This window comes from Bacteroidota bacterium, from assembly GCA_018831055.1.
GTDB lineage: Bacteria > Bacteroidota > Bacteroidia > Bacteroidales > B18-G4 > M55B132.
In genome coordinates, this window is record JAHJRE010000159.1 from 1 (window position 1) to 10,958 (window position 10,958).

A 10,958-nucleotide genomic window follows, 5' to 3' on the forward strand; every position below is an offset into this window, starting at 1 on the left:
TTCCTACCGGTCCTACGGATCCTATTCCCGGACCTATATTTCCTATGGTTGCTGCCGATGCACCCAGGGCACTCTCAAAATCCAGCCCCATGAATGACATTACCAGTGTTCCAAATGCAAAAATTATTATATACAGCAGGAAAAAGGCCATAACCTTGAAGATGATTTCCTGGGGAACCGCCTTCCCGTTCAATCTAACAGGAATGATAGCATTTGGGTGGATCAGCCTTTTTAATTCCTGGGAGCTGTTCTTAAATAGCAGCAATTGACGTATTACCTTGATTCCCCCACCGGTGGAACCGGCCATGCCCCCTACAAACATAAGCAGTATGAGGATAAACCATACCATGTTAGGCCAAAGAAGGTAATCGTCGGTTATATATCCCGTAGTGGTTACGATGGATACTACCTGGAAAAGGGAGTCCCTGAATGCTTTTTCTATGGGATCATCGTCGAGAGCAATGAGCACTCCGGTGATTATGACCACGGAAATAAGGATTAAATAAAGGTAATAGCGGAACTCCTCATTTTGCCAAACCTTTTTAATTTGCCCGTGGAGCGCGAAATAATGTAAAGTAAAGCTGGTTCCTGCCAGAAACATAAAGACTATGATAACATATTGGATATATGGGGAATACCCTGCAATGCTACTGTTTTGTGTTGAAAACCCTCCGGTGGCGAGTGTGCCGAAGGTATGGCAAAGTGAATCGAAAAGACTCATACCTCCGGCCAGCAACAGGATAGTCTGAATAAGTGTAAACAAAAGGTAAATACCCCAGAGACGCTGAGCGGTTTGAGTAATACGGGGATGAAGTTTATCTTTGGTTGGCCCTGGCATCTCAGCTGCATAAAGCTGCATTCCTCCAATGCCCAATACAGGTAAAACGGCAACGGTCAGAACGATGATACCCATTCCTCCGATCCAGTGGGTCATGCTTCTCCAGAAAAGAATACTTTTTGGCAGGGCTTCAATATCGGTGAGAATAGTGGCTCCTGTTGTTGTGAATCCCGATATCGTTTCAAAAAAAGCGTCGGTGAAATTGTTAATGGCACCGGAAAACAAAAAGGGCAGCGTTCCGAACAAGGAAATGATTATCCAGGTGGTAGCTACGATGATATATCCCTCGCGTTTTCCTATGTACTTTACGGCTCTTTTCTTCATTACCAGCCACAATAAACCTCCCGTAGCGCTGGTGATAAGCCCGGCAAAAAGCAGGGAATAACAAGTTTCTTTATAGTAAATGGCAAAGGGAATCCCGGTAAACATAAAGAGACCTTCAATAAATATCAAAAACCCAAGGGTTTGTATGATGGCTTTTATATTTAAATCCGCCCAGCTTCGCATGAAAAATTAGTTAAAGAGCCTGTCTACTTTATGTATGGCTTCAGGAAGTGAAAAAACTACAACCTTATCGTTCTCCTGCACCTGGAAGTCTCCGACAGCAATAAAGCTGTCTTCACCACGAATGATTCCTCCTATTAGCGCTCCTCCCGGCATGTTCAAGTCCTTGATGGGCTTTTTTGTAATAGCTGAATGTGGTTTGGCAACAAATTCAAGAACTTCTGCATTAATACCGCTGAGACACTTGAGGGATGTGACCTCAGCATCCATGGTAAATCTTACAATGTAACTGGCTGTGGTAAGCTTTTTGTTGATTACACTGTCGATACCAAGATTCTGGGATATGTCGATGTAATCAATATTCTCAACCAGGGCGATCGTCCTTTTGACTCCAAGTTTTTTAGCATGAAGGCATGTTAAAATATTGGTTTCAGAACTGTTGGTGCAGGCAATAAATGCATCTGTTTTGCTTATGCCCTCGTCTTCAAGTAGTTGAAGGTCGCGTCCGTCACCCTGGATGACAAGGGTATCCTCAAGATAGTTGGCAAGATTGGCGCTTTTTTCTTTGTCCATCTCAACCAACTTAATGTCAAGGGTTTTTTCCAGTCTTTTGGCTGTTGTCCTGCCTACCCGGCCACCACCCAGGATCATAAGATTTTTAATCTCTATCCTTGTCTTTCCTCCCAGCTTCAGCAGGTGGTCTATCCCTCCGGGTTTTGTAATTACATAGACCAGGTCGTTAGCCATGATCTTGTCGTTGCCCTTGGGTATAATGGTTTTGGAATTACGATGGATAGCAACGGCTCTGTAGTCGAGATGACTGTATTCCTGGGCTATTTGAGTAAGGGATTTATTTGCAACAGGAGCATTTTCTTCCAGTTTGATCAGGAAGAGAAAAAGTTTACCACCACTGAAATCGAATATTTCCGTGGCAGCTGTTTGCCGCAAAAGGTTGGTGATTTCCGTGGCGGCAATATCTTCCGGACAAACCAGGCTATCGATGCCCATCTGATTGAAAAGGGCAAGGTTTGTCGGAATGAGATATTCCAGGTTATTTACTCTGGCAATAGAACGTTTGGCGCCCAGCTGTTTGCCCAGTGATGCGGTAACAATATTTGTCCGTTCATCATGCAGGACTGAGATCAACAGGTCGGCCTTTTTCACATTGGCATTGCGCAGTACTTCTACCGATGTTGAGTCTCCCTTTATCGCCAGAAGGTCGGAATGTGATTCCACCATGCGGATAAGGTCCTCGTGAGGATCGACGATAGTAATATTATGGCTTTCGCTCGAAAGCTCCTGGGCCAGATGCAGCCCAACCTCTCCATCTCCTGCAATGATGATATTCATTTGTCGAAGAAAGTTTTCAGGCTGCGAAGTTAATGGATTCGGATGACATAAAGCAAGAATTACCTTGGTTTTTGTAAATGAGCTACTTATAACTTAACACTGAATGGAAAAACTGTCCCAATCCAAACCCGCGTTGAAATTCTCCCTGAATTGATGCAAATTTTCCATACTCAGTGTGATATTCGCCGTTTTCTCCATTCCCGGGGGAATAGATAGTAATATTTTCCCTGAGGGTTCAAGTACACAGGAATCGCCGCTATGGTCAACATTGTTGCCATCCAGACCTACCCTGTTGACACCGGCAACATAGGCAAGGTTTTCAATGGATCTGGCCATCAGTAAATTCTTCCATATGTTCGATCTTACTGCGGGCCAATTGGCAGCATATATCAGCAGATCGTATTCGTATTTTCCGTTAATGTAGCGGTTTTTGCTCCAAACGGGGAAACGCAGGTCGTAGCATATAAGTGGCAGGATCTTCCATCCTTTGTAGTCGATGACTGACCGTGATTTTCCCATGGAAAAGCTCTCATGTTCCTTACCCATCCTGAATAAGTGCCTTTTATCATACATCCGGTAAAAACCGTCGGCAGTGATCCAATATAGCCGGTTGAAATATTTGCCCTGATCTTCCACAATAATGCTGCCTGTGATGGCACAGGCTTTGTGACTGGCCATCAGCTTCATCCATTGAAAAGCAGGGCCGTCCCAGGGTTCGGCAAGTGTTTGTGGAGTGATAACAAAACCCGTGCTGAACATCTCAGGCAATATGATCAGATCAGTCGGTTCCTGGATAGACATGATCTTGTCTTCCAGCATCCTGAGATTACTCTTTTTATCTTCCCAGACAAGGGAAGTTTGTATTAATGTGATTTTCAGATCCTGCATAAAATTTCTGCTGCCTGGTTAAGTGTTTCTTCTTTTTTTGCAAAACAAAAGCGTAATACCTTAAGGTCAGGTGGATTTTCATAAAATGGTGTAACAGGAATGGAAGCAATTTTATGATTTTTTGTCATAAACAAGGCGAAATCAAGGTCGTTCATATCCGATATCCCGCTGAAATCAAGCAGTTGAAAATATGTGCCGTGTGAAGGGATGATCCGGAAGCGCGATGAGCTGATCTTTTTAGCGAAATGATCTCTTTTTTCCTGGTAAAATGCCCCCAGGTTTTCATAAGTGGAGGGGTCTCCCAGGAAGTCTGCGATTGCCCATTGGACAGGGGTGTTGCAGGTAAATACGATGAACTGGTGTGATTTCCGGAATTCCTTCATCAGAGCGGCAGGAGCCAGCACGTATCCCATTTTCCAGCCTGTGGCATGGTAGGTTTTACCGAACGAACCCATGACAAAGCTGCGGGAGGCCAGTTCAGAATACCGGCTTACGCTGAGGTGCTTTTTTCCGTCGAATATCAGATGTTCATATACTTCATCGCTGAGGATCAGGATATTTGAATTTCTTGTGAGCCCAATAAGCTCCTGCATATCGTCTTCTTCCAGAGTACTGCCGGAGGGATTGTGCGGACTGTTAATAATGAGCATCCTCGTAGCAGGATTGATTAATTCTCTTACCTGATCCCATGGTATCCTGTATTCAGGAAAGGTAAGCTGAACCCGGCGGACGACCCCTCCGCTTAAGCTGACAGAAGGTGCATAGCTGTCGTAAGCCGGCTCAAAAATGATCACTTCATCACCTTTGTGGATCATTGACATTATTGTTGTAAAGATTCCCTGCGTGGCTCCGGCAACAATATTGATTTCTTTTTCAGGATCATACAAAACTCCATGCAACCTGAGTGTTTTTTCAGAAATCCTTTGCCGGAGCCGGGGAATCCCTGTCATCGGTGCATACTGGTTCATGCCTTTCTTCATGTAAAAATGGATGCGGTCGACCAGATCCTGTGAAACCTCAAAATCAGGGAAGCCTTGTGAAAGATTCAAAGCCCCATGTTCCGCGGCAGCCTGCGACATAACCGCAAAGATTGAAGTCCCCGTTCCGGGAAGTTTTAATGTGATTGCGCCTTCCTGTATACTTTTCATGGTTTGCTGAGATAATTTTTTAATCCGGTGACGGATCTTCCGAATTACAAGTTCGGATGCGAAAGATACATCACATTATTTTAAATTTGCAAAATAATAACTCCTGAAATTAAATATATAATATGAAAACCATCGACAATTATAATTTTCATGGCCGCAAGGCACTTATCAGGGTGGATTTCAACGTGCCCTTGAATGAGAATTTTGAGATAAGCGATACAACACGCATAGATGCAGCCGTTCCGACGATCTCCAAAATTCTTGCTGAGGGAGGGGCTGTCATCCTGATGTCACACCTGGGCCGACCCAAAACCGGCCCGGAAGACAAGTATTCCCTCAAACATCTCCTGCCTTATCTCAACAAGGTGCTTGGTGTGAAAGTTGGGTTTGCCGGAGACTGCATCGGGGAAGAAGCAGTCGAAAAAGCTCAAGCCCTGAAAGGCGGGGAGGTTCTGCTGCTTGAGAATCTTCGGTTCTATCCTGAAGAAACCAAAGGAAATGAGGCTTTTGCCGAAAAGCTTGCCCGCCTGGGTGATGTATACATTAATGATGCTTTCGGGACAGCACACCGTGCACATGCCTCCACTGCCATTATTGCTAAATTTTTCCCGAACGACAAGCTGTTTGGGTATATCATGGGCAATGAACTGGCAAATATCAATAAGGTTCTGGTCGATACCCAAAGGCCGTTTACCGCTATTCTCGGCGGAGCAAAAGTTTCCGGGAAGATCGAGATCATCCGTAATCTCCTGGGTAAGGTTGATAATCTCCTCATCGGCGGAGGTATGATGTTTACCTTTATAAAAGCTATGGGCGGTAAAGTCGGAAATTCGCTGGTTGAAGAGGAGTTGATTGGTGTGGCTAAAGAAACGCTTATCAAAGCAAAAGAACTGGGTGTAAACCTCATGATACCCGTTGATGCCCTGGCTGCCGATGCTTTTGATAATGAAGCCCAAAAATTATCCTGCAGTTCTATGGAAGTCCCGGATGGCTGGATGGGTTTGGATATAGGGCCGGAGACAGTAAAACAATTCACCGGAGTAATTGAAAAATCGAAAACCATATTGTGGAATGGACCCATGGGGGTATTTGAGTTTTCAAACTTTGAAGCTGGAACCCGCGCTATTGCTGAAGCTGTGGCAAAATCAACAGGAAAGGGTGCATTTTCCCTTATCGGTGGCGGTGATTCGGTAGCAGCCATCAATAAATACAACCTGGCAGACAAGGTAAGCTATGTATCTACAGGCGGCGGAGCTATGCTGGAATATATCGAAGGGAAAGAATTGCCCGGAGTAACAGCCATCGAAAGTTAATAAACGGGTCCAGGCTTTTCTATATAATATCTTGTTCATTGTCCCGGATGCCATCCCAGGTATCCAGGTTGATCCTTGGAATGATCATGGGAAAAAGCGATTCAACGGGTTTATAAAGCAGTGACCCTTCTCTCATTTTTGGAGTAATGATGCTACTGTCTTCATCAAATGAGTTGATGATGAAAATAATGATACTCATTATAAATGCAGCTTTCAGCACTCCAAATACAGCACCTGCCAGTTTGTTCAGAAATCCAAGCGCGATAAGGTCAACAAAGCGTTCCACGATCTTACCGATTATAATAACTACGATCACAACAATCAGGAATGTGACAATAAAAGAAATGATCCCAAGATATTTCTCGCTGATATCCATGTGCTTGGCCAGGAAATCTCCTACATAGAAGGAAAAATGGATAGCTACCCAGATTCCAGCGATCAATGCGATAAGGGAAGCTAATTCAATAATAAACCCTTTGGTAAATCCCCGGTACAGGAACCATATCATAGGGATTAACAGAATGATGTCGAGGAAATTCATTTTCTTAATCTTCTTGTTAACTCAGTAGCAAAGATAAAATCATCCAGTTCGGGATTACCGGAGTTGAGAATTTGTTCTTTGGAGCCTTTCCAGCATATCGTTCCATTGACAATAAAAGCAATGTTATCTCCAATGTTCAGAACGGAATTCATATCATGTGTATTTACTACGGTAGTGATATTGTATTCATGGGTTATTTCATTGATCAGTTCATCGATCAGACCTGCCGTCTTAGGATCCAACCCCGAGTTGGGTTCATCGCAAAAGAGGTATTTTGGATTCATCGCGATTGCCCTGGCGATAGCGACTCTTTTAATCATACCTCCACTAAGTTCTGAAGGCATAAGATTGTTGGCTTCTTTCAGGTTCACTCTTTGAAGGCAGAAGTTTACCCTTTCCAGTTTTTCACTCTGAGATGAGGATGTGAACATATTGAGAGGGAACATAACGTTTTGCTCGACCGTCATATAATCAAACAAGGCTCCTCCCTGGAAAAGCATTCCCATTTCCTGTCGCAGTTTTTTCTTTTCCCTGTCTCTCATGGCAGAAAAAATCCGGCCGTCATAATCTACTTCACCTTTGTCGGCATTGTATAAGCCGACAAGGCATTTCATGAAAACCGTTTTGCCGGAACCGCTCTGACCGATAATAAGATTGGTTTTACCAGCCTCAAAACGGAAAGAGACATCTTTCAGCACTTCATGCCCGCCGAATGATTTGTATATGTTCCGGGCTTCTATCATGTAAGCAACAATTGAGTTAGGATGAGGTTAAAGATAATGATCAGGATGCTGCTCTGTACAACGGCTTTGGTGCTTGCGCTGCCAACTTCCAGTGCCCCTCCCCTGATGATATACCCGTGAAAGGCCGATACGGAAGAGATAAGGTAAGCAAAAACCACTGTTTTGGTAAGGGCATAGGTGATGGTATACGGATTAAACCAGGAACGGATACCGGTGACATAATCGGAGGAACTCACAAGGTTGGTTGTTACACAGGCAAGCCATCCTCCGAATATTCCCAGAAACATGCTGAAGATGATAAGGAATGGATTAATAAGTATTGATGCCGCTATTTTCGGGAGTATAAGGAAATTGGCCGGGTTCACTCCCATGATCTCCAGCGCATCGATCTGCTCGGTGACACGCATGGTGCCAATCTCTGAAGCAATACGGCTTCCGACCTTGCCGGCAAGGATCAGGGAAATGATGGTAGGGGAGAATTCCAATATAACCCCCTGGCGGGTAGTAAACCCTACCATGGTCATAGGAACCAGAGGAAGGTCAATGTTGAAAGCAGTTTGTATTGCCAATACAGCTCCCATAAAAACGGAGATAATGGCCACTATCCCCAAAGATTCCACACCGAGGCTCACGAACTCTATGAATAACTGCTTACGGAAAGCACGCCATTTTTGGGGCCGGTGAAAAACCTCCCGCATCAGTAAAAAATATTTTCCGAAAAGCTGGAACATGGCTTCGTGGTTTTCAGGGCTAAGTTAGGCATAAAATTACAAAAGTAGCCTGGATTTATCAATGGGGTTTGTCAGCAGAAAATGAAACCTATGACTTTCCGCATGTTCGGAAGTTTAGGATAAATAAGTATATTTGTTAATGGAAAAATATAGGTAGGAATAATAATTACACAGGAATTCGTTATTCCTTTATATCTTAATTACGCTGTAGTATGATAAGGGGAAAGATACGTCCGGTGATGGTTTACTTGTTCCTGGTTGTGATCCTGGCTGGCCTTGCGGCTTGTTCTTCGACAAGAAGCGGTTACCGGAAAAAACCCAGCCGCCGTAACTGCGATTGTCCGAGATGGAGTATGAACCTGCAAATCACACCGGAGACATTTATTTATCATGGATAAATACAAAGATGTACTCGTTAAGTATGTTCCGGACAGTTCAGCCGATATGATGCTTGAACTTCTGCAACGTTTTCGCGTGCATTTGAGAATTTCCAGGAAAAGACTTACCAAACTGGGTGATTTTCGCCCACCTGTGAACGGAGCCCCGCGGAGGATCAGCGTGAATCATAATCTGAATTCTTATAATTTCCTGATTACACTTGTTCACGAGATCGCTCATGTGGATGTTTGGGACCGCTATGGAAACCGGGTAAAACCGCACGGCAGGGAATGGAAACATTCTTTTCGGGAACTCATGGATCCTTTCCTTGAATCCGGGGTTTTTCCCGAGGATGTTGCTACTGTTTTGCAGAATTACCTCAGGAATGCCAGGGCATCCAGCGGATCCGACCGGGAACTGCATAAGGTCCTTGCCCGCTATGACGACATTAAGCGCGTATATCTTGAGGACCTGCCCCAGGGCGCAACATTTGGAATTCCTTCCGGCCGTACTTTTATTAAGATGGAGAAGAGAAGGACTCGGTATCGATGTATTTGTCTCCAGGATAAAAGAGTCTTCCTGGTAAACTCCCTGGCTGAAGTTATTCCTGAAGAACAATTGAAAGAAAATGTAATATATTAAATTGATATTTATGCAGGTGAAAGAAAACTACTATAGTGTTATTATGGCTGGAGGCATCGGCGCAAGGTTCTGGCCCATGAGCAGAACATCCCATCCCAAACAATTCATCGATATCCTGGGTACCGGACGAACCCTTATCCAGCAAACCTTCGACCGGATGAGAAGAGTTTGTCCTGCCGAAAATATTTATATCGTTACCAACGGGGAATACAAAGAGCTTGTTTTAAACCAGTTGGAAGACATTCGCGAAGACCAGGTGCTGTGCGAGCCTATGAGACGGAATACAGCACCCTGCATAGCTTTTGCCAATTACCGGATCAGGGAAAGAAACCCGAACGCCAGTATTGTGGTCGCCCCTTCCGATCATATCATCTTAAAAGAAGATGAGTTTGTGAGAAATATTCTTTCGGCCCTCGAAGCCGCAAGCAAAAACGACTGGCTCATGACCCTCGGCATCAAACCCAGCCGGCCGGACACCGGCTACGGATATATACAGTTTGAAGAAGGTCTGGCTTATGATCCTGATCCTATGATCCGAAAAGTGAAAACTTTTACCGAAAAACCAAACCTTGAACTGGCCGAGACTTTCCTTGCTAGTGGTGATTTTCTCTGGAATTCTGGAATTTTTGTCTGGTCACTGCGCAGCATCATGAAAGCATTTGAAGAACATCTTTCCGATGTAGATGCACTTTTCCGTGAAGGAATAGGATTGTACGGAACGAAAAAAGAAGAAGGCTTCATAGAAAGGACCTATTCCGTTTGCAGGAATATTTCAATCGACTATGGCGTAATGGAGAAAGCCTCCAATGTATATGTCAGAGCTTCCGATTTTGGATGGTCTGACCTTGGAACCTGGGGCTCCCTGTATGACATCCGCTCAAAAGATGAACAGGGGAATGCTGTGATGGGTAAAAATGTTATGCTGTATAATACGGCAAATTGCATCATCAACATGCCCAAAGAGAAGCTTGCCGTTATCCATGGTCTTGATGGGTATATCCTTGTCGAAGAAGAAGGTGTACTCCTTATATGTAAAATGGCGGATGAGCAAAGCATCCGCCAGATCGTCAGTGATGTAAGAATAGAAAAAGGGGAGAAGTTTGTCTAACAGCAAACATTAACAGCATTCATCAGTATCACCGGCGATATTTCTTTAAAGCGGTTACAATCCGAAATATAAATCAGGGTGTGGATACCGCTTTTTATTATTAGTTTCATTTTTCAGGATTTGTTCCCCTTTTTATAAAAATTTATTTCCGTTTTTTTTCAACAGAATTTCGAATTACTTGCCCCCTGGAAATTCATTATCTTTGATAGTATAAAATCCTTGATTATGATTTCCCTTTTTAGAAGTACAAATATTGTCATTTCGCAGATAGATGATTTCCTTAATACCATTGACCAAGGAATCCTCGTTTTTAAAAAGGGCATAAAAGCTTATCTCAAAAACGATAAGGAATCCTTTTCCGAAAGTTTGGAAGAGATTGATGATCTGGAGCAAAAGGCAGATAACCTCCGTCGCGATATCGAAAATTCTTTGTACCGTCATTCCCTTATCCCTGAGTTCAGAGGAGATGTCATGGAACTTTTGGAGCGTATGGATGATCTGATTGATATTGCGAAGGAAAGCCTGAATCAGTTTGATATAGAGACTCCTGAAATACCGGACTCGCTGATCAGGGATTATCTGGATCTTACCAAAACATCGGTAAATGCCGCCGAAAGCCTTGTCATGTCAGCAAAAGCATTTTTCCGGGATGTACAGTCGGTGAAAGACCATATACATCGTGTACTTTATTATGAAAAAGAGGCGGATAAGATTTCCGATTCCATAAAAAGAAAGATATTCAAGGGAATGCCTGAACTTCACCTCAGCCGGAAA

General features: G+C 43.8%; 12 protein-coding genes. 5 read left to right on the forward strand and 7 right to left on the reverse strand.

Features of this window, described 5'->3' with window-relative positions:
• From KKA81_10355 to KKA81_10370, 4 genes are all read right to left on the reverse strand, one after another.
• Positions 1 to 1,345, reverse strand: a 1,345-nt coding sequence (locus KKA81_10355) for a TrkH family potassium uptake protein (protein ID MBU2651326.1), incomplete at its 3' end; no start/stop codon positions are given.
• Between the two features lie 6 nt (positions 1,346 to 1,351).
• The gene (gene trkA, locus KKA81_10360; GenBank protein ID MBU2651327.1) at positions 1,352 to 2,692 is read right to left on the reverse strand and encodes a Trk system potassium transporter TrkA; all 1,341 of its coding nucleotides are present in this window, start codon (positions 2,690 to 2,692) and stop codon (positions 1,352 to 1,354) included.
• A 93-nt stretch (positions 2,693 to 2,785) separates the two neighbouring features.
• A complete protein-coding gene (locus KKA81_10365; protein MBU2651328.1) occupies positions 2,786 to 3,580 on the reverse strand; it encodes an amidohydrolase in 795 nt (264 codons plus the stop codon).
• Entirely contained in the window at positions 3,568 to 4,728 is a 1,161-nt protein-coding gene (locus tag KKA81_10370) for an aminotransferase class I/II-fold pyridoxal phosphate-dependent enzyme (protein ID MBU2651329.1), read from the reverse strand. Before KKA81_10370 ends, KKA81_10365 begins: the two co-directional genes overlap by 13 nt.
• Positions 4,729 to 4,850: 122 nt before the next feature.
• On the opposite strand from KKA81_10370, the gene KKA81_10375 reads away from it, so the two are divergent.
• Entirely contained in the window at positions 4,851 to 6,041 is a 1,191-nt protein-coding gene (locus tag KKA81_10375; protein ID MBU2651330.1) for a phosphoglycerate kinase, read from the forward strand.
• A 19-nt stretch (positions 6,042 to 6,060) separates the two neighbouring features.
• Here KKA81_10375 and KKA81_10380 read toward each other — a convergent pair whose 3' ends face one another.
• From KKA81_10380 to KKA81_10390, 3 genes are read right to left on the reverse strand one after another with little or no spacing between them, the layout of a single operon-like run.
• The gene (locus KKA81_10380; GenBank protein ID MBU2651331.1) at positions 6,061 to 6,582 is read right to left on the reverse strand and encodes a CvpA family protein; all 522 of its coding nucleotides are present in this window, start codon (positions 6,580 to 6,582) and stop codon (positions 6,061 to 6,063) included.
• Complete coding sequence (locus tag KKA81_10385; GenBank protein ID MBU2651332.1) at positions 6,579 to 7,325, reverse strand: ATP-binding cassette domain-containing protein; 747 nt, start codon at positions 7,323 to 7,325, stop codon at positions 6,579 to 6,581. The genes KKA81_10380 and KKA81_10385 overlap by 4 nt, the downstream gene beginning before the upstream one ends.
• Positions 7,322 to 8,056 (reverse strand): ABC transporter permease, encoded by a 735-nt coding sequence (locus tag KKA81_10390; GenBank protein MBU2651333.1) that lies wholly within the window; start codon positions 8,054 to 8,056, stop codon positions 7,322 to 7,324. The genes KKA81_10385 and KKA81_10390 overlap by 4 nt, the downstream gene beginning before the upstream one ends.
• A gap of 212 nt (positions 8,057 to 8,268) precedes the next feature.
• On the opposite strand from KKA81_10390, the gene KKA81_10395 reads away from it, so the two are divergent.
• The 4 genes from KKA81_10395 to KKA81_10410 all read left to right on the forward strand — a co-directional run.
• Positions 8,269 to 8,454, forward strand: coding sequence for a hypothetical protein (locus KKA81_10395; protein MBU2651334.1), 186 nt, complete (start codon positions 8,269 to 8,271; stop codon positions 8,452 to 8,454).
• Positions 8,447 to 9,076, forward strand: coding sequence for a sprT domain-containing protein (locus KKA81_10400; protein MBU2651335.1), 630 nt, complete (start codon positions 8,447 to 8,449; stop codon positions 9,074 to 9,076). Before KKA81_10395 ends, KKA81_10400 begins: the two co-directional genes overlap by 8 nt.
• Before the next feature lie 16 nt (positions 9,077 to 9,092).
• A complete protein-coding gene (locus KKA81_10405) occupies positions 9,093 to 10,184 on the forward strand; it encodes a mannose-1-phosphate guanylyltransferase (GenBank protein ID MBU2651336.1) in 1,092 nt (363 codons plus the stop codon).
• A 225-nt stretch (positions 10,185 to 10,409) separates the two neighbouring features.
• Positions 10,410 to 10,958, forward strand: a 549-nt coding sequence (locus KKA81_10410) for a DUF47 family protein (protein ID MBU2651337.1), incomplete at its 3' end; no start/stop codon positions are given.

Excerpts from the sequence above, each read along its gene's own strand:
- KKA81_10390 (MBU2651333.1), bottom strand. The coding sequence starts at position 8,056 with ATGTTCCAGCTTTTCGGAAAATATTTTTTACTGATGCGGGAGGTTTTT.
- trkA (MBU2651327.1), bottom strand. The coding sequence starts at position 2,692 with ATGAATATCATCATTGCAGGAGATGGAGAGGTTGGGCTGCATCTGGCC.
- KKA81_10370 (MBU2651329.1), bottom strand. The coding sequence starts at position 4,728 with ATGAAAAGTATACAGGAAGGCGCAATCACATTAAAACTTCCCGGAACG.
- KKA81_10400 (MBU2651335.1), top strand. The coding sequence starts at position 8,447 with ATGGATAAATACAAAGATGTACTCGTTAAGTATGTTCCGGACAGTTCA.
- KKA81_10375 (MBU2651330.1), top strand. The coding sequence starts at position 4,851 with ATGAAAACCATCGACAATTATAATTTTCATGGCCGCAAGGCACTTATC.
- KKA81_10385 (MBU2651332.1), bottom strand. The coding sequence starts at position 7,325 with ATGATAGAAGCCCGGAACATATACAAATCATTCGGCGGGCATGAAGTG.
- KKA81_10380 (MBU2651331.1), bottom strand. The coding sequence starts at position 6,582 with ATGAATTTCCTCGACATCATTCTGTTAATCCCTATGATATGGTTCCTG.
- KKA81_10365 (MBU2651328.1), bottom strand. The coding sequence starts at position 3,580 with ATGCAGGATCTGAAAATCACATTAATACAAACTTCCCTTGTCTGGGAA.
- KKA81_10395 (MBU2651334.1), top strand. The coding sequence starts at position 8,269 with ATGATAAGGGGAAAGATACGTCCGGTGATGGTTTACTTGTTCCTGGTT.